Source organism: Streptomyces sp. NPDC059895, from assembly GCF_042731035.1.
GTDB lineage: Bacteria > Actinomycetota > Actinomycetes > Streptomycetales > Streptomycetaceae > Streptomyces.
Window position 1 is genome coordinate 122,211 of record NZ_JBHWKO010000014.1, and the last position, 23,354, is coordinate 145,564.

General features: G+C 76.2%; 9 protein-coding genes. 3 read left to right on the forward strand and 6 right to left on the reverse strand.

From position 1 onward, the window contains the following. Window positions 1–4 precede the first annotated feature (4 nt). The 6 genes from ACFV9M_RS18625 to ACFV9M_RS18650 form a co-directional block, all read right to left on the reverse strand. A complete protein-coding gene (locus ACFV9M_RS18625; RefSeq protein WP_385063039.1) occupies window positions 5–7,903 on the reverse strand; it encodes an amino acid adenylation domain-containing protein in 7,899 nt (2,632 codons plus the stop codon). Next, window positions 7,900–12,441 carry an amino acid adenylation domain-containing protein gene (locus tag ACFV9M_RS18630; RefSeq protein ID WP_385063037.1) on the reverse strand — a complete coding sequence of 1,514 codons (4,542 nt, stop codon included), beginning with the start codon at window positions 12,439–12,441 and terminating at the stop codon, window positions 7,900–7,902. The genes ACFV9M_RS18625 and ACFV9M_RS18630 overlap by 4 nt, the downstream gene beginning before the upstream one ends. Next, window positions 12,438–15,854, reverse strand: coding sequence for a condensation domain-containing protein (locus tag ACFV9M_RS18635; RefSeq protein WP_385063036.1), 3,417 nt, complete (start codon window positions 15,852–15,854; stop codon window positions 12,438–12,440). Before ACFV9M_RS18635 ends, ACFV9M_RS18630 begins: the two co-directional genes overlap by 4 nt. Then, window positions 15,854–16,072 (reverse strand): MbtH family protein, encoded by a 219-nt coding sequence (locus tag ACFV9M_RS18640; protein ID WP_385063034.1) that lies wholly within the window; start codon window positions 16,070–16,072, stop codon window positions 15,854–15,856. Before ACFV9M_RS18640 ends, ACFV9M_RS18635 begins: the two co-directional genes overlap by 1 nt. A gap of 165 nt (window positions 16,073–16,237) precedes the next feature. Continuing rightward, window positions 16,238–17,560: an enterobactin transporter EntS gene (gene entS / locus ACFV9M_RS18645; protein ID WP_385063032.1), complete on the reverse strand. Its 1,323-nt coding sequence runs from the start codon at window positions 17,558–17,560 to the stop codon at window positions 16,238–16,240. An 8-nt stretch (window positions 17,561–17,568) separates the two neighbouring features. After that, window positions 17,569–19,173 (reverse strand): salicylate synthase, encoded by a 1,605-nt coding sequence (locus tag ACFV9M_RS18650; RefSeq protein WP_385063030.1) that lies wholly within the window; start codon window positions 19,171–19,173, stop codon window positions 17,569–17,571. A gap of 206 nt (window positions 19,174–19,379) precedes the next feature. Between ACFV9M_RS18650 and ACFV9M_RS18655 the strand changes: the two genes are divergently transcribed. From ACFV9M_RS18655 to ACFV9M_RS18665, 3 genes are read left to right on the forward strand one after another with little or no spacing between them, the layout of a single operon-like run. Next, entirely contained in the window at window positions 19,380–21,017 is a 1,638-nt protein-coding gene (locus ACFV9M_RS18655; RefSeq protein WP_385063029.1) for a (2,3-dihydroxybenzoyl)adenylate synthase, read from the forward strand. Continuing rightward, a complete protein-coding gene (locus tag ACFV9M_RS18660) occupies window positions 21,004–22,068 on the forward strand; it encodes a FecCD family ABC transporter permease (RefSeq protein ID WP_385063027.1) in 1,065 nt (354 codons plus the stop codon). Before ACFV9M_RS18655 ends, ACFV9M_RS18660 begins: the two co-directional genes overlap by 14 nt. After that, window positions 22,065–23,297 (forward strand): FecCD family ABC transporter permease, encoded by a 1,233-nt coding sequence (locus ACFV9M_RS18665; protein ID WP_385063025.1) that lies wholly within the window; start codon window positions 22,065–22,067, stop codon window positions 23,295–23,297. The genes ACFV9M_RS18660 and ACFV9M_RS18665 overlap by 4 nt, the downstream gene beginning before the upstream one ends. Window positions 23,298–23,354: the final 57 nt, after the last annotated feature.

Here is a 23,354-nt window from a genome sequence, read left to right on the forward strand (position 1 = left end):
TCACTCACACGTCGTCGGGGAAGTCCTGGAAGTCGTTCTCGAAGTCGTCGATGTCCTCCTGGGTCAGGTCGACCAGGGGGAGGTCGGACGGGGTGAGGCCGCCGGCGGTGTCCCGCGTGTGCCGGACGAGCCCGCGCAGGGCCCTCTCCCAGAGCGCGAGCAGGGACTCCGCCTCCTCCGGTGCCAGGAACGCCTCCGGCCAGGCCGCGACGGCGTGCAGCCGGACGCCGCCCGTGTCCTCGACGGCCACGGCGTTGATCTCCAGCCCGAAGGGCGCGGCCCGCCCGGGGTCCGGTGGCACGCGCAGCACGGGTGCCTCGGGGGCCAGATCCCAGGGTTCCTCGCCGGTGGCCGACGCGGTGAACCGGCCGAGGTAGTTGAAGCCGACCTGGGGCCGGGGAAGCTTCTCCAGCTCGGGTGCGGTGCCGGGGTTGAGGTGGCGCAGGAGGCCGTGGCCGAGGCCGTGGTCGGGGACCGCGCGGAGCTGTTCCTTGACGCGTTTGAGGGCCGTTCCGGCGGCCGGGCCGCCGTCGAGCGCCTCGTCGAGGTCGAGCGGGCCGGGGTCGACGGCGACGGGGTGGACGGTGGTGAACCAGCCGACGGTGGCGGACAGGTCGACGCCGTCGGCGAGGTGCTCGGCGCGGCCGTGGCCCTCGACGGCGACGAGCAGCGACCGTCCGGCCGGGTCGTGCCGCTCCTGCCGCCAGGCCGCGACCGCCAGCGCGAAGGCGGTCAGCAGGGCGTCGGGCACGGCCGCGCGGTAGGCGGCGGGCACCGTCGTCAGCAGCGGAGCGGTGATCTCCTCGGGGAGGACCAGGGTCCGTTCGCGGAGGGTCGCCGCGGTGTCGCGGACCGGGTCCAGGGGCCGGTCCAGGAGCGGACGGGCCCCGGCCGACGTCCCCGTCCACCAGGGGAGTTCGGCCGTCCGTCCCGGGGTGCGGGCCTCCCGGGCGAGGAGTGCGCTCCAGCGGCGGAAGGAGGTGCCCGTGCGCCGCAGGCGCGGTGCGGTGCCGGAGGCGACCGCCCGCCAGGCTTCCGCCAGGTCGGCGGTGAGGATCCGCCAGGACACTCCGTCGACGACCAGGTGGTGTGCGACGAGGAGGAGCCGGCGGGTGTGCGGTGACCACACGGCCCGGAGCATGCGGCCGGCGCGCGGGTCCAGGCGGGCGGCCGCGTCGGCGATCCGCTCCGCGAGGTCCCCGTCGCCGTCGGTGCCCAGCACCTCCCCGGCCCGCACGGTGCCCTCGGGCGGGACGACGAGCCGGGGCCGGCCCGCGGACGGGTCGGTGAGGCGGGCGCGCAGCATGTCGTGGCGGTCCAGGACGGCCTGGAGGACGTCGGTGAGCCCCTGGCGGGTGAGGCCGGCCGGGGTCACCAGCAGCACGGCCTGGGCGAGGCCGTCGTGGGCGCCGTGCATGACCGGGGTCGGCTCCAGTTCGCCGACCGGGTCGTCGGCCGCCGCGGACCCGGCCGGCTCCGGCGTCCCCTGCGCGGCGGCCAGGCCGGCCGGGGTGGGTGACTGGAAGACCTGGCGGGGGCTGAGGGCCAGACCGGCACGGCGGGCCAGGGTGACGAGGCGGATGGAGACGATGCTGTCGCCGCCGAGGGCGAAGAAGTCGTCGTCCACGCCGGCCCGGGGCAGGCCGAGAACCTCGGCGAACAGGGCGCACAGCAGCCGCTCGCGGTCGTCGGCGGGCGCCCGGACCGGGCCCGCGGCGACCGGCGCGGGGGCGGGCAGGCCCGCCCGGTCGACCTTGCCGGAGGGCAGCAGCGGAAAGGAGTCGAGGGCGGTGAGCGTGGCCGGGACCATGTGCTCGGGCAGCCGTTCCCGCAGCCGGCCGGCCAGCGGGTCCACCGCTTCCGGGGAGGCCAGGACGTATCCGGCGAGGCGTTTGACGCCCGGGGAGTCCTCACGGACCACGACCACCCCGCGCCGTACGCCCGGGTGCTGTTCGAGGATCGCCTCGATCTCCTCCAGCTCGACCCGCATGCCGCGGATCTTCACCTGGTGGTCGGCGCGGCCCAGGAACTCCAGTGTGCCGTCGCGGCGCCAGCGGACCAGGTCGCCGGTGCGGTAGAGGCGTTCGCCGGGCGGGCCGAAGGGGTCGGCCACCCAGTGGTCGGCGGTGCGGCGCGGGTCGTTCACATAGCCGCGGCCCAGGTAGACGCCGCCCGCGTACAGCTCGCCGGGGACGCCCACGGGGACGGGGCGCAGCCGGTCGTCGAGGACGTACAGGTGGGTGTTGGTGTTGGGGCGGCCGATGGAGACGGCGCCGCGGACCGCGCCGGTGCGGTAGACGACGTGGCTGACGCCGATGGTGGCCTCGGCGGGGCCGTAGCCGTGGTACATGACGGCGTCGCTCGCGGCGCGGAAGCGGGCGAAGAGTTCCGGGGTGAGGACCTCGCCGCCGCACCAGAGGTGCTTCAGCGACGCCGCGCGGCGGGCGAAGCCGTCGGTTTCGAGGAGGAGGTCCAGCATCGAGGAGACGAGGTAGGTGAAGGTGACGCGGTGGCGTTCGAGGGTGTCGAGGAGGTGGTCGGCGTCGCGCTCCTGGCCGGGTTCGGCGATGACCACGCGGCCGCCGTGCGCCAGCGGCAGGAAGATCTCGTTGACGGAGATGTCGAAGCCGAGCGGGGCCTTGAAGAGGGTGGCGTCGTCCGGCCCGAAGCCGAGCAGGCCGCGCTGCCACAGCAGCCGGTGCGCGATGGCGCGGTGCCGGATCATGGCGCCCTTGGGGACGCCGGTGGAGCCGGAGGTGTGGATGACGTAGGCGAGGCCCTCGGGGTCGACGGTGACGTCGGGCCGTGCGGCGTCCGGGACGGGGCCGCCGAGGTCGACCTCGGTGACGGGAACGCCCTCCACAGTGTCCCCGGGACGGCCCAGCACCGCCGTCAGGGCGGCGCCCCGGACCACCTCGGCGACCCGGCGGGCCGGCCAGGACGGCTCCAGGGGCACGAAGGCGCCGCCCGCCTTCAGGACGGCGAGCAGTCCCACCACCATCTCCACCGACCGTTCGAGGTGGACGCCCACGCACCGCTCGGGGCCGACGCCGAGGGCCCGCAGCCGGTGGGCGAGGGCGTTGGCGCGGGCGTCGAGTTCGGCGTAGGTGAGGGACGGGCCGTCCGGGGTGCCGTACTCGACGGCGACGAGGTGCGGGGTGCGGGCGGCCTGTTCCTCGACCAGGGCGGTGAGGGTGGTGACGGGCATGGGGTGGGCGGTGTCGTTGAACTCCCGCAGCAGCCGGGTGCGCTCCCGCGGGGTGAGGACGTCGGCGGCGCCGACCGGGCGGTCGGGGTGGCGGGCCAGGTCGGCGGTGAGCCGGACGAGTCGTTCGGCGGTCTCCCGGGCGCTCTCGCGGTCGTACAGGCCGGTGCTGAAGACGAGCGATCCGTCAATGCCGGCGGCGTCCGCCCTCTCGGACAGGTGGAAGGCCAGGTCGGTCTTCGCGGTGTGGAAGTCGACACGGCGTTCGGTGCGGGTCAGGCCCGCGAAGTCCCGGCCGGGCGGCCGGGCCTGCTGGTGGGCGAGCATCACCTGGAACAGCGGGTGGCGGCCCGTCGAGCGGGTGGGGGCGACGGCGTCCACCAGGCGTTCGAACGGCAGGTCCTGGTGGGCGTAGGCGTCGAGGTCCCTCTCGCGGACCCGGGCGAGCAGCGTACGGAAGGTGGGGTCGCCGGAGACGTCGGTGCGCAGGACGAGGGTGTTGACGAACAGGCCCACCAGGTCGTCGAGGACGGGGTCGCCGCGGCCGGCGACCGGCGTGCCCAGGGGGATGTCGTCCCCGGCGCCGAGCCGGGACAGCAGGACGGCGACGGCGGCCTGGAGCGCCATGAAGACGGTGGCGCCGGTGGCGGCCGCCAGGTCCCGCAGCGCCCGGTGGGTGTCCGCGTCGACGGTGAAGTCGACGGCGCCGGCCCGGTGGTCGTGGACGGCGGGGCGCTGCCGGTCGACGGGCAGCTGGAGCTCCTCGGGCAGGCCGGCCAGCCGGCGCGTCCAGTGGGCCAGGTCGCCCTCGTCGGAGCGCTCCCGCTGCCGGAGCGTGTAGTCGGCGTACTGCACGGGCAGCGGGGGCAGGTCGGGGACCTCGCCCCGGGAGCGGGCGGCGTAGGCGGTCTCCAGGTCGGCCAGGAACGGGGCCTGCGACCAGCCGTCGGTGGCGATGTGGTGGAGGAGGAGCAGCAGGACGTGTTCCTCGGCGCCTAGGGCGTACAGCGTGGCCCGGACGGGGAGTTCGGCGTCCAGGGCGAAGGGGCGGGCGGCGGCCTCCCGCATCAGCGCGTCGAGGTCGTCCGGGCGGGCCGTGACGACGGCGAAGGGGACCGACGCCTCCTCCGGGGCGAGGACGTGCTGGCGGGGGGTGCCGTCGTCGTCCGGGAACAGGGTGCGCAGGGCCTCGTGGCGGGCCACCACGTCGTCGAGCGCGGCGCGCAGGGCGGCCGCGTCGAGCGGGCCGGCGAGGTGGTGGGCGGTGGGAACGTTGTAGCTGGGGTCGGGGCCTTCCATGCGGTGCAGGAACCAGAGCCTGGCCTGGGCGGAGGAGAGGGGGAGGGGGTCGGGGCGGCGGGCTGCCGGGCGTAGTGCAGGCGGGTGTTCCGCCCGGGTGTCCGGGGCGGCGGGACCCGCGGCGGCCGGGGTGTCCAGGAGCGGGGCGAGTCCCGCCGCGGTCGGGGTGTCGAACACGGCGCGCAGCGGGATCTCGACGCCCAGCTCGGCCCGGACGCGGGCGACGAGCCGGGTCGCCAGCACGGAGTGGCCGCCGAGCGCGAAGAACGCGTCGTGGACGCCCACGGCGGGCAGGCCGAGGAGGTCGGCGAAGAGCGCGCACAGGGCCGCCTCCGCCTGCGTGCGGGGTGCGGTGGCGGTGGTCAGGGCGGCGAGGTCGGGCGCGGGCAGGGCGCGGCGGTCGAGCTTGCCGCTGGGGGTGAGCGGGAGGGCGTCCAGGACGACGACGGCGGCGGGCACGAGGTGGTCGGGGAGCGTGGTGGCGAGGTCCTCGCGCAGCCGGAGCGGGCGCAGGGCGGCGCCGGGGCGGGGGACGGCGTACCCGATCAGCTGCGGTTCGCCGCCCGCGTCGCGGCGGACGGTGACCGCGGCCTGGGAGACGCCGGGCAGGGCGGCGAGGGCCGTCTCCGTCTCGGCCGGTTCGACGCGGAAGCCGCGGATCTTCACCTGGTCGTCGGCGCGGCCGAGGAACTCCAGGGCGCCGTGGGCGTTCCAGCGGACGAGGTCGCCCGTGCGGTACAGGCGGGCGCCCGGCGGGCCGAGGGGGTCGGCGACGAAGCGGTCGGCGGTCAGGGCGGGGCGGCCGAGGTAGCCGCGGGCGAGTTGGTCGCCGCCCAGGTACAGCTCGCCGGGGACGCCCGGGGGCACCGGCCGCAGCCGGGCGTCCAGGACCAGGGTGCGGGTGTTCCACACCGGCCGGCCGATCGGCACCGATCCGGCGGCGGAGCGGGTGCCCTCGGCGCAGGGGTGGTGGGTGACGTCGACGGCGGCCTCGGTGGGCCCGTAGAGGTTGTGCAGGGCGGTGCCCGGCAGCGCCGCGGCGCAGCGGTCGGCGAGGTCGGTGGGCAGGGCCTCGCCGCTGCACACGACGCGGCGCAGGACGCCGCGGGTCCGGCCGGCGGCGGGGTCGTCGAGGAAGACCCGCAGCATCGAGGGGACGAAGTGGGCGGTGGTGACGCGCCGTTCGCGGATCAGCCCGGCAAGGTACGCGGGGTCGCGGTGGCCGCCGGGGCGGGCGAGGACCAGGGTCGCCCCGCTGATGAGGGGCCAGAAGAACTCCCAGACGGAGACGTCGAAGCTCGCCGGGGTCTTCTGCAGGACCCGGTCGTCGGGGGTGAGCCGGTAGGCGTCCCGCATCCACAGGAGCCGGTTGACGATCGCCGCGTGCGGGACGACGGCGCCCTTGGGGCGGCCGGTGGAGCCGGAGGTGTGGATGACGTAGGCCGGATGCCCGGGCCGCAGCGGCCGGAGCCGGTCGGCGTCGGTGAGCTCGGCGTCGTCGGTGCCGGCGGTCCCCGGGTCGTCGGGCCGCAGCAGGGGCACCCCGTGGGCGGGGAGCCGGCCGGCCACCGCCTCCGAGGTGAGGATCAGCCGCGGCGCGGTGTCCTCGACGAGGAACGCCAGGCGTTCGGCGGGATATCCGGTGTCCAGGGGGACGTACGCGCCGCCCGCCTTGAGGACGGCCAGCAGCGCGACGACGAGGTCGGTGCCCCGGTCGAGGGCGACGCCGACGAGGCTCTCGGGGCCGACGCCCCGGGCGATCAGGAGCCGGGCGAGCCGGTTGGCGCGGGCGTGGAGGGCGGCGTACGCGAGCCCGTCCGGGGCGTCGTCGGCGAGGAGGGCGCGGGCGTGCGGGGTGCGCGGGGTGAGCAGGTCCACCAGGGTGGCGGCCGGGACGGGACGCTCCGTGGCGTTCCACTCCGCGACGACCCGGTGCTCCTCGTCCTCCCGCATCAACGGCAGTTCGGAGACCGGGCGTTCGGGGTCGGCGAGAGCGGCGGCCAGCAGGGTCTCCAGGTGGCCGAGGAGCCGGTCGACGGTGTCGGGCGCGAGCAGTCCGGCGCGGTGGGTGGCCTCGATGCGCAGCCGGCCGCCCGTGAGGAAGGCCTCCAGGGAGAGGTCGAACTGGGTGGTGTCGTTGTGGACGGTCTCCCACTCGGCGGTGACGCCGGGCAGTTCGGGGCCCTGGAGTCCCTGGGTGAGGAAGAGGAGCATGACGTCGAACCAGACGGAGCGGCCGGGCCGCCGTTCGGGCCGCAGCTGCTCGACGAGACGGTCGAAGGGCATGTCCTGGTGGGCGAAACCGTCGGCGCACATCCGGCGGACCCGTTCGAGGAGTACGGCGAACCCGGGGTCGCCGGCGAGGTCGGCGCGGAGCGCGAGGGTGTTGCCGAAGTTGCCGACGAGCCGGTCGAGTCCGGGGAGGTCGCGGTTCATCACGGCGGAGCCGATGGGGATGTCGGTGGCGCCGGTGCAGCGGTGCAGCAGGGCGGCGAGGCCGGCGAACAGGACCATGAACGGGGTGGCGCCCGCGGCGCGCGCGAACGAGGTGAGCCGGTCGGTGGTGCCGGGTGCGAAGGTGCGGAAGCGGCGCCCGCCACGGGCGGTGGGCCGGTCGGCGCGCGGGGCGTCGACGGGCAGGGCGAGCGGCCGCGGGGGCGGGGTGAGGACGGACCGCCAGTGCGCGAGGTGGCCGGCGAGCCGCTCGTCGGTCCAGGTGGCGCGCTGCCAGGCGGCGTAGTCGGCGTACTGCGCGGGCAGCGGGCCGAGACCGGACGGCGTGCCGTCGACGGCCTCCCGGTACAGGGCGGTCAGGTCCCGGGAGAGGGCGTCGAAGGTGCCGCCGTCCCAGGCGATGTGGTGGACCGTGAGCACGAGGGTGTGGTCGTCCGGGGCGCGGTGGACGAGCAGGGCGCGCAGCGGGTGTTCGGCGGCGAGGTCGAAGGGGGTCGCGGAGGCGGTGCGGGCCAGTTCGCCGGCGCGCCGGTCCCGCTCCGGCTCGGGCAGCCCGGCCAGGCCGGCGGTGTCCCAGGCGACCCGGGCGGCGGTGTCGACGACCTGCTCGGGGGTGCCGTCCGCGGTCGCCGGGTAGCGGGTGCGGAGCACCTCGTGGCGGTCCAGCAGCCCCTGGAGCGCCGTGTGCAGGGCGGCCGCGTCCAGCGGTCCGCGCAGCCGGACGGCGAGGCAGACGTTGTACGCGGGGCTGTCCGGGTCGAGCCGCTGGAGCAGCCACATCCGCGACTGGGCGTACGACAGCGGCAGCGGCCCCTGGTGCGGGGAGCGGGGCGGGATGTGCTCGGAGCGGGCCCGGGCGTCGGCCAGGCCGGCCGACTCCAGTTTGCGGCGCAGCAGTTCGCGCCGGCGGGCGGCGAGGTCGGGGGACGGGCTCGTCCGCGTCACGGGGTACCGCCCTTCAGCAGCAGGTGCAGGGAACTGGTCCACAGGTCGGCCAGCCGGGTGATCTCCGGCTCGGTGAAGAGCCGTTCGGGCCACTGCCAGCAGACCCTCAGGACGGGCCCGGCTCGGTCCGCCCCCTCGTCGATGCCCGCCGTCACGACCAGGGGGTGGGAGGCGGGCATGCCGGGGTCGGTGGTGTGGCCCATGACGCCGGTCTCGGGCGCGCCGGTGAACGCGGCGGCGCCGGGGCGCTCGCGGCGCTCGCCGAGCGCCATCCGGCCGAGGTAGCCGAACCCGATCTGGGGTTCGGGGAGCGCGCGGAGCGCGGCGGCGGTGTCGGGGTTGAGGTGGCGCAGCAGGCCGTGGCCGATGCCCTGGTCGGAGAAGGCGGCCAGTTGGTCGCGGATCCGGCGCACGCGGTCGGCGGCGGGGGGCGGACCGGCGTCGAGCCGGACCGGGAAGTCGCTGGTGAACCAGCCGAGGGTGGCGGACAGGTCGGCCCCGGGCAGGAGGCGCTCCTCGCGGCCGTGGCTCTCCAGGGTGAGCAGGACGGAGCGGCCGGCGCCCTCCGCCGTGCGGCCGAGGGCGTCGCGCCAGGCGGGGACGGCGAGGGCGAGGGCCGTGAGCAGGAGGTGCTGGACGGAGCCGCCGGCGAGGGGCCCGGCGAGGTCGGGGCCGAGCGCCGTCCAGTGGCTGCGGACGGTGTCCCGGGTGTCCCGGGCGGGGTCGAACGGGTGCGCGCCCAGCGGCGGCTCGGGCCGGTCGAGCAGCTCCTGCCAGAAGGGGAGTTCGGCGACGCGTCGCGCGGAGTGCGCCTCCCGGTGCAGCGCCCGGGCCCACTCCTTGTAGGAGGTGCCCCGCGGTGACAGCGGCCTGCCCTCCCAGGCGGCGGCCAGGTCGGCCGCCAGCACTCCCCAGGAGGCGGCGTCGGTCACCAGGTGGTGCAGGACGACGAGCAGCCTGCCCTCACGCCCCCCGCCCGGGTCGAACCAGAGGAACCGCGCCACCGCTCCCGACGCCGGGTCGAGTTCGGCGACCAGGTCGTCGAAGGCGTCGGGCACGAGCGTGGCGACGGCGGTGGGGTTGAGCCGGGAGGCGTCGACGCGCCGTACGAGGTCGGCGGCCCGGGCCGTGCCGACGGGGGCCGCGCGCAGCCGCCACCGTCCGTCCGCGCCGTCCCGGGCGAGGGTCGCGCGCAGGAGGTCGTGCCGGTCCAGGACGGCCTGGACGGTGCGGTGGAGGGCGTCGAGGTCCATGGCGGGCGGTGTCCGCAGGAACCGGGCCTGGCTGAGGGCGCGGAAGGGGACGCCCTGCTCGACGAGCCGGCTCAGGACGGGGGTGAGCGGGATGTCGCCGGTGCCCGCCGAGGGGTCCGTCTCCCCCGGCCCGGCCGTGCCCGCGCGCCGGGCGAGTCCGGCGACCGTCGGCTGTTCGAAGACGTCCCGCGGGGAGATCGCCAGCCCGGCGGCGCGCGCCTGCCCGGCCAGCCGCATGGACACGATGCTGTCGCCGCCGAGGGCGAAGAAGCTGTCGTCGACGCCGACCTCGTCCAGCCCGAGCACCTGGGCGAACAGCTCGGCGAGCCGGCGTTCGGCGCCGTCGGCGGGCGGCCGTCCGGTGGGGCCCGCGGTACGGGAGGGGGCCGGGAGGGCGGCGGTGTCCAGCTTGCCGTTGAGGGTGAGCGGGAAGCCGTCGACGGGCACGAACGCCGACGGCACCATGTGGTCGGGCAGGACCTCCGCGACGGCCCGGCGCAGCAGGTGGGCGGTCTCCTCGGCGGGGGGCGCGGCGGCGGACGTCACCACGTAGGCGACCAGGCGGCGCGGTCCCGGGGCGTCCTCGCGGACGACGACGGCGGCGCGCTCCACGAGGTCGTGGTCGAGCAGGACGGTCTCGATCTCGCCGGGTTCGACGCGGTAGCCCCGGATCTTGACCTGGTCGTCGACCCGGCCGAGGCACTCCACCAGGCCGTCCGCGGTCCAGCGGGCGATGTCCCCGGTGCGGTACATGCGGGCGCCGGGCTCGCCGGAGAACGGATCGGCCACGAAACGGCTCGCGGTGGCCCCCGGCCGGCCCAGGTAGCCGCGGGCCAGGCCGGCGCCCGCGACGTACAGTTCGCCCTCGACGCCGACCGGCACCGGGTCGAGGTGTGCGCCCAGGACGAGCAGCCGGCCGCCCGCGACCGGCCGGCCGATCGCGGGCCGCTCGCTGAGCGCGAGGTCGCACGTGGCCGAGTCGACGGTGGCCTCGGTGGGCCCGTAGAGGTTGTGGACGGTGAGGCCGTCCGTCTCGCGCAGGGTGCGCCACAGGTCCGGCGGCACGGCCTCCCCGCCGACGCCCAGCACCTTGAGGTCCGCCCGCCAGCCGTCGCGGGTGACCAGCTCCCCCACGAGTGACGGCGACAGTTCGATGAACTCGATCGCGTGCTCCCGGAGGAAGGAGCGCAGCGCGTCCGGGTCCCGGCGCACGTCCTCGGGGACGAGGTGCAGTTCGTGCCCGCCGAACATCCACAGCATGGGCTGCCAGGAGGCGTCGAACGCGGTCGGCCAGGCGTGCCCGACGCGCAGCGGGCGCCCGCCGGCCGCCGCCGACGCCGGTGTGTGCAGGGCCGCGTGGTGGGCCGCGTAGAGGTTCACAATGGCGCGCTGCGGTACGACGACGGCCTTGGGCCGGCCGGTGGAGCCCGAGGTGTGGATGACGTACGCGGGGTGCTCGGGCAGCAGGGGGGCCGTGCGGTCGGCGTCGGTCAGGTCGGAGCCGTCGTGGACGCCCCGGAGGAGGCCGGGGTCGTCGAGGAGGACGGCGGGCACGCCGCCCAGGGCGTCCGGCGCGGGCGCGGACCCGGAGACCGTCAGCAGGGCAACGGGCCGCACGTCCGCGAGCATCCCTGCGACGCGTTCCGCGGGCCACGCGGGGTCGAGCGGCATGTACGCCGCGCCGGCCTTCTGCACCGCGAGGAGGGCGACGAGCGTGTCCGGCGTCGGCGGCAGCGCCAGTGCCACGAACCGCTCGGGTCCCGCCCCCGACGCGACCAGCAGCCGGGCCAGCCGGTTGGCCTCGGTGTTCAGGCCGGCGAAGGTGAGCCGCCGGTCGCCGCCGACGACGGCGACCGCGTCCGGGGTGCGCGCCGCGCGGTCCTGGAACACGTCGGGCAGGGTGGCGCGGGGCACCGGCAGGCGCTGCCCCGCGCCGAGGGCGAGCAGCGCGGACCGCTCGTCGGGGGCGAGGACGCCGAGGGCGGCCAGCGGGACGTCGGGGTCGGCCACGACGGCCCGCACCAGGTGTTCGAAACGTGCGGCGAGCCTCTCCACGGCCGGGCGGGTCCAGCAGTCGGGGCGGAACTCGAAGACGACGCCGAGGCGTTCCTCGTCCAGGACGGCCAGGGTGAGGGGGTAGTGGGTGGCGCCGGAGCCCTGGACGTCGGTGATCCGCAGACCGGAGAGGGCCTCGGCCTCCGCCACCGCCTCGCCGTCGACCGGGTAGTTCTCGAACACGACCAGGGTGTCGAAGAGTTCGCCCGCCGCGGCGAGTCGCTGGATCTCGGTGAGTCCGAGGTGCTGGTGCTCCAGCAGCCGGGCCTGCTCGTCCTGGAGCCGGCGCAGGAACGCGCCGGCCGGTTCGCCCGGCGGGGTGGTCACCCGTACCGGCACGGTGTTGATGAACAGGCCGATCATGTCCTCCGCGCCGGCGAGTCCGGCGGGGCGGCCGGCGACGGTGGCGCCGAGGACGACGTCGTCGCGGCCGGTGAGCCGGGCCAGCAGCAGGGCCCACAGGCCCTGTACGGCCGTGTTGACGGTGACGCCCCGGGAGCGGGCCGTCCGGCCCAGGCGGCCGGTGAGGTCCCCGGTCAGGCGCAGGGTGTGCAGTTCGGGCGGCACCGGCACCGCCCCGGCGGGGGCCGGCGACAGCAGGGTGGGCACCGCCCCGGCCAGCGCCTCCCGCCAGGCGCGGGCGGCCGCTTCCCGGTCCCGGGAGGCCAGCCAGGCGAGGAAGTCGCGGTACGGGCGGACGGCGGGCAGCGGGGCGGTGCGACCGGGGGCGAGCCGGGCGGCGTACAGCTGGAGCAGTTCCCGTACCAGCAGCGGGATCGACCAGCCGTCGAGCAGCAGGTGGTGGTTGGTGAGGACGAGCAGGCGGCGGTCGCCGTGGGAGATCAGGGTGAGGCGGAGCAGGGGCGGGTCGGCCAGGTCGAAGCGGGCCGTGGCGTCGGCGGCGGCCAGCCGGGCCGCCTCGGCCCCGTCGGCGGCCTCCGCCTCCCGCCAGGGCACGGTGACCTCTTTGAGGACCACCTGCACCGGTTCGTCGAGGTCCTCGTGGAGGAAGGCGCTGCGCAGGTTGGCGTGCCGGGCGAAGAGCTCCTCGGCGGCGGTGCGCAGCAGGTCCGGGCGGAGCGGGCCCTCGATCCCGACCAGGGTCTGCATGGTGTAGACGTCCTGGGCGCCCTCGTCGAACAGGGCGTGGAACAGCAGGCCCTGTTGCAGGGGGGACAGCGGCAGGACGTCCTCGACCAGGGAGCCGTCGTCCCCCGGTTCCTTGCTCATGGGGTCCTCCTCCACCTCGCCTTGACGTTGTCGAGTTGCGACGGGCTGAGCGAGACCAGCGGCGCGCCGGTCGCCGTGAAGTCCGCGGCCGCGGGGGCGTCGTCCGTGAGGGCGGCGGCGAGGCCGGCCGGGGTGCGGTGGGTGAACACGTCCCGGGGGGTCAGTGCCAGGCCCGCCCTGCGGGCGCGGTCGGCGAGCCGGACGGTGACGATGCTGTCGCCGCCGAGTTCGAAGAAGTCGTCGTCCACGCCGGCCCGCGGCAGGTCGAGCACCTCGGCGAACAGGGCGCACAGCACCTTCTCGGGTGCGGTGCGCGGGGGTGCGTGGGTGCTCGCGCCGGTGTGGTCGGGCGCCGGGAGCGCACGCCGGTCCAGTTTGCCGCTGGGGGTCAGCGGCAGCGCGTCGAGGACCACCACGGCGGACGGCACGAGGTGGGCCGGGAGGCGGTCGGCGAGGGCGCGGCGCAGGCGCAGCGGATCGGGGTCGGTGCCGCTCTCGGGGACGACGTACGCCACCAGCCGCGGTGGTGCCGTGCCGTCCCGGCGGGCGGTCACCGCCGCCCGGGCCACGCCCGGCAGGGCGCGTGCGGCCGCCTCGGTCTCGCCGGGTTCGACGCGGAAGCCCCGGATCTTGACCTGGTCGTCGGCGCGCCCGAGGAACTCGACGGTGCCGTCGGCCCGCAGCCGGGCCAGGTCGCCGGTGCGGTAGAGGCGGCTGCCGGGCGGGCCGTAGGGGTCGGCGACGAACCGTTCGGCGGTGCGGGCGGGCTGGTTCAGGTAGCCGCGGGCCAGGCCGTCCCCGGCGAGGTACAGCTCGCCGGCCGCTCCCACGGGGGCGGGGCGCAGGCAGGTGTCGAGGACGTGGGCGCGGGTGTTGGCGAGGGGCAGCCCCAGGGGCACCGGGCCCTCCTCGCCGTCGTGGACGTGGAGCAGGCTGTCGCCGGCCGCCTCCGAGCAGCCGTAGAGGTTGAGCAGGCGGGCGTGCGGCCGGTGCCGGGTGAGCGCGTCGGCCAGGGGTCCGGGCAGGGGTTCACCGCTCGCGATCCAGGTGCGGACGGTGGCGAAGGCGTCCGGCGGGGTGGATTCGACGAGGGCGGTGTAGAGGCTGGGCACGGCGGTCAGCGTGGTGGCGCCGGTGCGGGCGGCCAGGGCGGCCAGCGCGGTGGGGTCGCCGGCCTCGTGGTCGTCGGCGAGCGCGAGGGCGTCTCCGGTGGCGAGGGCGCCGAGGAGTTCGGTGAGGCCGTCGATGAAGCTGACGGGGCTCTTGGCGATACGGACGCCGGGAGGCTCGCCCGCGGCCAGCTCCCGCGCCCAGGCCAGACGGTTGGCGAGGGCACGCTGGGTGCCCACGACACCCTTGGGGCGGCCGGTGGAGCCCGAGGTGAGGACGACGTAGGCGGGGTGGTCGGGCGAGAGGGGCGTGGGGGTGGGGGGCGGGGTGGCGGGGGCGTCGGGGGCGTTGGGCGGGGTGGCGGGCGGGGCGGGGGCGTCGGGCGGGGTGGCGGGGGCTCCGCGCGGGGTGGCGAGCGGGTCGGGCGGAGTGGCGGGGGCTCCGCGCGGGGTGGCGAGCGGGTCGGGCGGAGTGGCGGGGGCTCCGCGCGGGGTGGCGAGCGGGTCGGGCGGGATGGCGGGCGCGTCAGGCGGGTCGGGCGGAGTGGCGGGCGGGTCGGGCGGGATCACCGACTCCGGTGGGATGCCGAGCCGTTCGGCCGTCGCGGGGTCGCAGATCACGTGCCGGGGGCGCGCCTCGTCCAGCGTCAGCGCGATGCGCTCGCGCGGGTGGGCGGGGTCGACGGGGAGCACGGCCGCGCCCGCCTTGAGGGCCGCGAGCAGCGCGGTCACCAGGTCGGTGCCGCGGGGCAGGGCCACGCCGACCAGGGACTCCGGTCCGGCTCCGCGGCCGGTGAGGACGGCGGCCAGCCGGTCGGCACGGGCGTGGAGGCGGGCGTAGGTGAGGGTGGTGTCGCCGTGCAGGACGGCGGGGGCGTGCGGGGTGCGGGCGGCCTGGTCGTCGAGGAGGGCGCGGACCGTGGGGTGCGGGAGGGGGCGGGCGGTGCGGGCGGCGCGCTCGCGCCGGGCGCGGTGCTCGTCCTCGGCCAGCAGGTCCACGCCGGCCACGGGACGGCCGGCGTCCTTCGTGAACGTCCTGATCAGCCGGAGCAGTCCGGCGGCGACGCGCTCGGCCGCGGCGCGGTCGACGGCGGGCGGCCGGTGGGCGAGGGTGAGGGTCAGCCGGTCGCCGGGGAGGGCGGTCAGTGTCAGCGGGTAGTGGGTGGCGTCGTCGACGGACACCGCGGTCATCCGCGGGCCGTCGGGGCCGAGGGCGCGGGCGATGCCGACGTCGTCGATCGGGTAGCTCTCGAAGACGAGCAGGGTGTCGAAGAGGACGGGGTGCCCGGCGGCGCGCTGGATGTCGGCGAGGCCGAGGTGCTGGTGGTCCAGGAGCGTGGACTGCTCGCTCTGGAGGCGTGCGAGCAGGGCCGCGAGGGGTTCGGCGGGACGGAGCCGGACGCGGACGGGCAGGGTGTTGATGAACAGGCCGACCATGGTGTCGATGCCGGGGACGTCGGCGTCGCGGCCGGAGACCGTGGCGCCGAGGACCACGTCGTCGCGCCCGGTCAGGCGGCCGAGCAGCACCGCCCACAGGCCTTGCAGGACGGTGCTGACCGTCACTCCGTGGGTGCGGGCGGCGGCGGTGAGCGCGGCGGTGTCCCGCTCGGAGAGGTCGCGGACCAGGCGCTCGGGGCGTCCGTCGGGGCGGTCGGGGGCGCCCGGCGCGAGGAGGGAGGGTTCGTCGAGCCCGTCGAGGGCGGCCCGCCAGGCCCGGCGGGCGGCTTCGCGGTCCTGCCGGGCCAGCCAGGCCAGGTAGTCGCGGTACGGGCGGACGCGGGGCAGGGCGGTGGGGTCGCCGTCCGCGGCGTACAGCCGGAACAGCTCCCGGACGAGCACGGGCGCGGACCAGCCGTCCCAGAGCAGGTGGTGGGAGGTGATCAGCAGACGGTGGTCGTGGTCGGCGCGGCGCACCAGGTGGAACCGGAGCAGGGGCGGGCGGGCGAGGTCGAATGGTTCGTCCCGGGCCCGGGTCAGTAACTCCTCCAGGGCCGCCGCGCTCCGGTCGGGCGGCAGCGCGGACAGGTCGGTGACCTGCCAGGGGGTGGGCACCGCCCTGCGGATCACCTGGACGGGGCGTCCGGAGCGCCGGGTGCGGAAGGCGGCCCGCAGGACGGCGTGCCGGGCGAGGAGCGCGCCGGCGGCGGTGCGCAACCGCCGTTCGTCCAGGGGGCCTTCGAGGTGGAGTGCCGTCCGGCCGGTGTAGACGTCGGGAGCGTGGGCGTCGTACAGCGCGTGGAAGACCATGCCCTCCTGCATCGGCGACAGGGGGAGGACGTCCTCCACGACCGGGCGGGCCGCCATCAGTCGCCGGCTCCGCGCATGGCCTCGGCCAGGCTGCGCGGGCGCATGTCCGTCCAGTTGCGTTCGATGTGCTCCAGGCAGGCGGCGCGGGTGTCGGGGCCGTGGACGCCGGTCCAGCCGGCCGGGACGGGCGCGAACTCCGGCCACAGGGAGTACTGGCCCTCGTCGTTGACCAGGACGAGGAAGACGCCGTTGTCGTCGTCGAACGGGTTGGCCATGGCTGCTGAATCCCCCTAGTCGGATACTTAGGTGAGGCTAACCTAATACAACGTCGCTCCGGGTGGAAGAACGCGTGCTCCGGACCCGGCCACCTCGTAGTGGAGCCTGACTCCGTTGATCCGCGCGCTCGGCACGGCTGTCCCGGTGCCCCTCTCCATCGGCTGTCAGTCGGGTTCGTCGGCCTGCGCGGTGGTGACCGACCCCGTGGTACCCGACCCGGTGGCGCCGGCTCCGGGTGCGGGCGGTTCCGCAGGTCCGTGCAGGGTCGCCCCGCGCAGTCCCGGCATCGTCACGGCCAGCGCGGCCACCCCCGCGAGGCAGACCAGGCCGCCCGCGGCGACCGCCCCGGTGGCCGAGCCGAGTGCGCGGGCCACCAGGCCCGCCTCCACGTTGCCCACGGAGGGGCCCGCGGTGGCCTGGGCCAGCCACAGGCTGCCGACCCTGCCCTGGAGGCGGTCCGGCGTGTAGTGCTGGAGCAGGGCGCGGCGCAGGATCTCCGAGGCGGTGTCGCCGAGCCCGGCCAGGGCGAGGAAGGCGAGGGCGAGCCACAGGTCCGGGCTCAGTCCGAAGCAGGTGATGGCCGCGCCCCACACCGCGACGGCGCCGATCAGGGCCCGCCCGGTGTGGTGCACCCGGCCGGTCCAGCCGCTGGTCAGCGCGCCGAAGAAGGAACCGACCGCGGGGGCGGTGTAGAGCAGGCCGACGGTGGACGGACCGCCGCCGAAGTGCTCGGTGCCCAGCTCCGGGAAGAGCGCGTAGGGCATGGCGAAGACCACCGCGCACACGTCGATGAGGAGCAGTCCGGCCACGACCTGGTTGCCGCGCAGGAAGCGCAGCCCCTCCCCCATCGCCTTCAGGGGGTGCTGGGCGTCGGCGGGACCGTCGGGCGGCAGCGCGGGCAGCGGGGCGAGGAGCGCCAGGCCGGCCACGTACACGGCCGCGTCGATCGCGAAGCACGCGGCGACGCCCGGGCCCGCCGCGATCACCCCCGCGAGCGAGGGGCCGGCCATGCCGCCCAGCTGGGCGGTGAGCGTGGTGAGCGCCCCGGCCGCGGCGAGCTGGCCGGGTGCGACCAGGGACGGGGTGGCGGCCATCATGGCCGGGCCGCCCAGTCCGCTGATCCCGCCCGCGAGGACGGCCGCGACGTACACGAACCAGACCCGCGGGTCGGGCAGGGCCGCGTTCACGGCGAGACCCGCGATCACCACCGCGGTCGCCGCCCGGGTCACCAGCACCACGCGGCGCCGGTCTACCCGGTCCGCGAGCACCCCGCCGGCGACCAGCCCGGCCAGCAGCGCCAGTCCGAGGACGAGGCTCATCAGGCCGACCTGCACCGAGGAGCCGGTGAGGTGGTAGATCTGCAGACTCGCGGCGACCGAGGTCAGCTGGGTGCCCAGCATGGAGATCGCCTGGGTGGCGAAGACCAGCCGGAAGTCCCTGCTGGACCGCAGGGGCGCGACGTCGACGACGACCTCTCCGAGACGCACGCCGCTCCCTAGCTCAACGGACGGAGGTCGTCGGCCGTGCCACCCGGCGGACGGACGACCCCTGACGCCGGACCCGGCGAACGGACGACCCCCGGCACCGGACCCGGCGAACGGACGCCCCCCGGCACCGGACCCGGCACGCTCGGCGGACCCTGCACACTCGGCGGACCCTGCACGGAATCCGGCGCGGAGCCTGTCCCGGGACCCGGCGCACCCGGCACGGAGCCTGTCCCGGGACCCGGCGCACCCGGCACGGAGCCTGTCCCGGGACCCGGCGCACCCGGCACGGAGCCCGCCGCGGGCGTGAGCGCCGGCACGATGTACGGCGCGACACTGCGCAGCTTCTCGCAGGTCTCCTCCAGTTCGCGCGCCGGTGTCGATCCGGCGAGGATGCCCGCGCCGGCCCGGAGCCAGGTGCGCCCGTCCTCCTCGAACAGGCTGCGCAGCACCAGCGCCGCGTCGAGATCCCCGTCGCTGCCGGCCATCAGGACGGCCCCGCTGTAGATACCGCGCCGGCCGCCCTCCAGCCGGGCGATGCAGTCGTAGGCCGATGCCTTGGGGATGCCGGACGCGGTGACGGCGGGGAAGACCGCACGGAGTACGTCCCAGGCGGTGGCCGTGTCGGCGAGCCGGCCGCGCACGCTGGAGCCGAGGTGCTGCACGCTGCCGCGCCGGCGGATGCTCAGCAGGTCCCGCACCGAGACGGAACCGGGGCGGCAGACCGTGGCGAGCTCCTCCTCCGCGAGCTTCACGGAGAGCACGTGCTCGGAGATCTCCTTGGGGTCGGCGAGGAGTTCGGCCCGCAGCCGCTCGTCCTCCTCCCGGCCGAGGCCGCGGGCGCGGGTGCCGGCCAGCGGCTGGGTGACCACCTCGCCGTCGGCGCTCACCTCGGCGACGGTCTCGGGGCTGAACCCGACGACCCGGCGTCCGCCCAGGTGCAGCAGGAAGGAGCGGGCGGGGGTGTTGTGGGAGCGGCCGTGCAGATAGGTGCCGACGAAGTCGACGGGGAAGGGCACCGGCACGCTCCGGGAGAGGATCACCTTCTGCAGGCCGGTGGTGCGGATCTCCTCGACGGCCCGGGCGACCAGCTCCGGGTAGCGGCCCTCGGTGTCGGTCACGTCGACGGGCCAGGGCGGGGCGACGGCGCGGCCGACGGGCCGCCCGAGCGACGCGGCCAGTGCCTCCAGCGTGTGCTGGTCGGCGCTGCGCACCTCGGCCCGCCCCTGATGGAGCCTCACTTCGCTGTGCGGTACGACGAGTCGGAGCAGTTCCCCGTCGCCGGCGCGGTCGGGCCGCCCGGCGTGGAGGTGGGAGAACTCGAAGGCCATCCAGCCGTAGGCGCGCCAGTCCTCGACGCCCATGTGGTCGAGGTGGTCCCCGACCTGTCGCAGGGGGTGTGGTCCGAGGGGCGTCGCGGTCTCTTCGGCGAGCCAGCGGCCGCAGACCTCGGAGCGCGTGACCACGACCTCGCCGAGCACTCCTCCGGCGAACCGGACGTCGCCTTCCCGTTCATAGACCACGTATTGGTCGAACAAGCCCGACTCGGCCAGCCCCGCGGCCGCGTGGAACGGGCTTCCCGGCAGTTCCGTCTCCGCGCTCCGATAACGCAGCAACGACCTACCTCCCTGAACTTAGGTAAACCTAACCTAATTCAGCACAGACCCTAGCCTCCCCGGCAAGGCCCGTCCAGATCGCACGCCGCGATCCGCGCCCCCCGACCACCCGCACATATGTACTGGTCTCCGCCGTCACGCACGCGGCCTTGACCCCCCATGCGAGATTAGGCAAGCCTTTCCTAAACGGCAGGCGGGAGTTGAGCATGCTCGACGGTGGGGTGCCCTGGCCCGAGGCGCTGGCGGAGCGGTACCGGGCGGAGGGGTACTGGCGGGGACGGCCACTGGACCGGCTGCTGCGGGAGCGGGCCGAACGCACACCGGGACGCACCGCGCTCGTCGATGCCGACGGCGACCGGTGGACGTACGCCGAACTCGACCTGCGCGCCGACCGCACGGCGGCGGGGCTGCGCCGGACCGGCATCGGCGCGGGCGACCGCGTGGTCGTCCAGCTCCCCAACACCGACGCCTTCGTGGTGCTGTTCTTCGGGCTGCTGCGGGCGGGTGCGATCCCCGTGCTGACCCTGCCCGCGCACCGCGAGAGCGAGATCGTGCACGTCGCCGAGACGGCAGGCGCCACCGCGTACGCCATCCCCGACGTGCACGAACGCTTCGACCACCGCACGCTCGCCCGCTCCCTGCGCAAGGCGGTGCCGTCCGTGGAACACGTCCTGGTGGCCGGGGAGCCGGCCGAGTTCACCGCGCTGGCCGACGTCGACGCCGACCCCGTCGCGCTGCCCGAGCCGGACCCCGCCGACGTGGCGGTGCTCCTGCTGTCCGGCGGCACCACCGGCAAGCCCAAGCTCATCCCGCGCACCCACGACGACTACGCCTACAACGTGCGGGCCAGCGCCGAGATCTGCGGCTTCGACGAGTCGACCGTCTACCTGGTGGTGCTGCCGACCGCGCACAACTTCGCGCTCGCCTGCCCCGGACTGCTCGGCACGCTGATGGCCGGCGGCACCGTCGTCCTCTCCCCCACGCCCAGTCCCGAGGACGCCTTCGCGCTGATCGAACGGGAGAAGGTCACCGCCACGGCCGTCGTCCCGCCGGTCGCCCTGCTGTGGCTGGACGCGGTGGAGTGGGAGGAGGCCGACCTCTCCTCGCTGCGGCTGCTCCAGGTCGGCGGGTCCAAGCTCGGCGCCGAGCCCGCCGCCCGGGTCCGGCCCGCCCTCGGCTGCGCCCTCCAGCAGGTGTTCGGCATGGCCGAGGGCCTGCTCAACTACACCCGCCTGGACGACCCCGAGGAGCTGGTCCTGCACACCCAGGGCCGGCCCCTCTCCCCCGCCGACGAGATACGGGTCGTCGCCCCGGACGGCCACGACGTGCCGCCCGGCGCCACCGGCGAGCTGCTCACCCGCGGCCCCTACACGCCGCGCGGCTACTTCCGGGCGCCCGAGCACAACGCGCGCTCCTTCACCCCGGACGGCTTCTACCGCACCGGCGACCTGGTGCGGGTCCTGCCGTCGGGCCATCTCGTCGTCGAGGGGCGGGAGAAGGACCAGATCAACCGGGGCGGCGACAAGATCTCCGCGGAGGAGCTGGAGAACCACCTCCTCGCGCACCCCGCCGTGCACGACGCGGCCGTGGTCGGCATACCCGACCCGACGCTGGGCGAACGCACCTGCGCCTGCCTCGTCCCGCGCGGGCGGGCCGCGGCTCCCACCCAGCGGGAGCTGGCCGCCTTCCTCACCGAGCGGGGGGTCGCCGCGTACAAGCTGCCGGACCGGGTGGAGAGCGTGGACGCCTTCCCCCGCACCTCGGTCGGGAAGATCGACAAGAAGGCGCTCGGGCGCCGGATCGTCGAGCGGCTCCGGGCGGAGGGCACCGGTGGCGACGACTGACTCCGGCGGCACCACCGGCTCCGTACGACGCCCCGGCCCGCCCCCCGTGCGCCGCCGGACCGCCACCCGCACCCTGGCCGTGTCCGGCGCGCTGCTCCTGCTGCTGGTGGCGGTGCTGCTCAGCCTCGGGATCGGCTCGCGCTCCCTGTCCCCGACCACCGTGCTGGACGCCCTGCTGCACGACGACGGGTCCGTCGCCGCGTCCGTCGTCCGGGACGTCCGGGTGCCCCGCACCCTCGCCGGCATCGCCGCCGGCGCCGCGCTGGGCGTCGCGGGCGCGCTCATCCAGGCCCTGACCCGCAACCCGCTGGCCGACCCCGGACTGCTCGGCATCAACGCGGGCGCCGCCGGCGGCGTGGTGTTCGCGCTCACCGCCCTCGGCCTGACCAGCATGTGGGCCTCCGTCTGGTTCGCGATGGCCGGCGCGGTGATCGCCGGGCTGCTGGCCCACTCGCTGGCCTCCGGCGGACGCGGCGGCGCCACACCGGAGCGGCTCGCGCTGGGCGGCGCGGTGGTGGCCGCCGTGTTCACCGGCCTCAGCCAGACGCTGATGCTGCTCGACGCCCAGGCACTGGACCAGCTGCGCTTCTGGAGCGTGGGGTCGCTCGCCCGCGCCGACGCGGAGATCCTCACCACCCTCTGCCCGTTCGTCGCGGTCGGCCTGCTGCTGGCGCTGTCCCTGGTACGGCCGCTCAACGCGATGGCGCTGGGCGACGACTCCGCCCGCGCCCTCGGCGCCCCGCTGCGCCGCACCCGCTCCCTGGGGCTGCTGGCGGTCACCGTGCTGTGCGGCGCGGCGACCGCCGCCGTGGGTCCGCTCGTCTTCGTCGGCCTGGCCGTCCCGCACATGGCCCGCATGATCGTCGGCGCCGACCAGCGCTGGACGCTGCCGCTGTCCATGCTGCTGGCACCGGCGCTGCTGCTGTACGCAGACGTCCTCGGCCGGGTCGCCGTACGCCCCGACGAACTGGACGCGGGCGTGGTCACGGCCGTGGTCGGCGCGCCCGTGTTCATCGCGCTCGTGCGCTACCGCAGGGTGGTGACGGTATGACGGCGGCCACCCCTTCCACCAGGAACCCGCAGGACCCGAAGAACGCGAAGGACCCGAAGGACCCGAAGAAGGCGAGGAAGGCCAGGAAGGCCAGGAAGGCCTGGGGGAAGGTCAGGAAAGCGAAGACGCCGGAGGGCCGAAAGGTCCCGGCCCCGGCCCCGGCCCTGGCCCCGGCCCCGGCTCCGGCCCCGCGCCGTGCGCGCGTAGTCCGCAGCCCCTCCCACCGCGTCTCCCTGCGCGTCGAGGTGCGGGCGATCACGGTCTGCGCGGTGGCCCTCGCCCTCACCGCCGGGATCGGCGTCCTCGCCCTCGGCACCGGCGAGTACACGATCTCCCCGGCGGACGTGGTGCGCACCCTGCTCGGCAACGGCAGCCGGCGCACCGACTTCGTGGTGAACGAGCTGCGGCTGCCCCGGCTGCTGACCGGCGTCCTGGTCGGGGCCGCGCTGGGCCTGAGCGGCGCCCTCTTCCAGAGCCTGACCCGCAACCCGCTGGGCAGCCCGGACATCGTCGGCTTCACCTACGGCTCGGCCACCGGCGGCCTCCTCGTCGTCCTGGTGGCCGGCGGCACCGGCGGGCAGATCGCGATGGGCGCGGTGGGCGGGGGCCTGGTCACGGCCGTCCTGGTGTACGTGCTCGCCTGGCGGCGGGGAGTGCAGGGCTACCGGCTCGTGCTGGTCGGCATCGGCGTGAGCGCGCTGCTCCAGGGCGTCAACGCCTACCTGCTCGCCAAGGCCCGCTTCACACAGGCCGCGCAGGCGATGGTGTGGCTCAACGGCAGTCTCAACGGCCGGGGTTGGCAGGACGTCCGCCCGGCCGCCCTCGGGCTGCTCGTGGTGCTGCCGCTGGTCGCGGCGGCGGCGGGGCGGCTGAAGGTGCTGGAGATGGGCGACGACGCGGCGGGCGGACTCGGCGTGCCGGTGCAGCGCACCCGGCTGGTACTGCTCGTCCTGGCCACGGCGGCCTGCGCGGTCGCCACGGCGGCGGCCGGGCCGATCCCCTTCGTGGCCCTCGTCGCGCCGCAACTGGCCCGCAGGCTCACCCGGGTTCCGGGCCCCAACCTGGCGGCGGCGACCTGCGCCGGCGCGTTCCTCGTGGTGACCGCCGACTTCGCCTCCCAACGCGTCCACGAGGCCACCCAGTTGCCGGTGGGGGTGGTGACCGCGGTGGCCGGCGGCCTGTACCTGGGCCTGCTGCTGCGCCGACAGCGCAGGGCGGGGCGGATCTAGGACCGCCGGATCCGGCCGCGTCAGCGCCTGCCGCGTCAGCGCCTGCCGCGTCCCCGA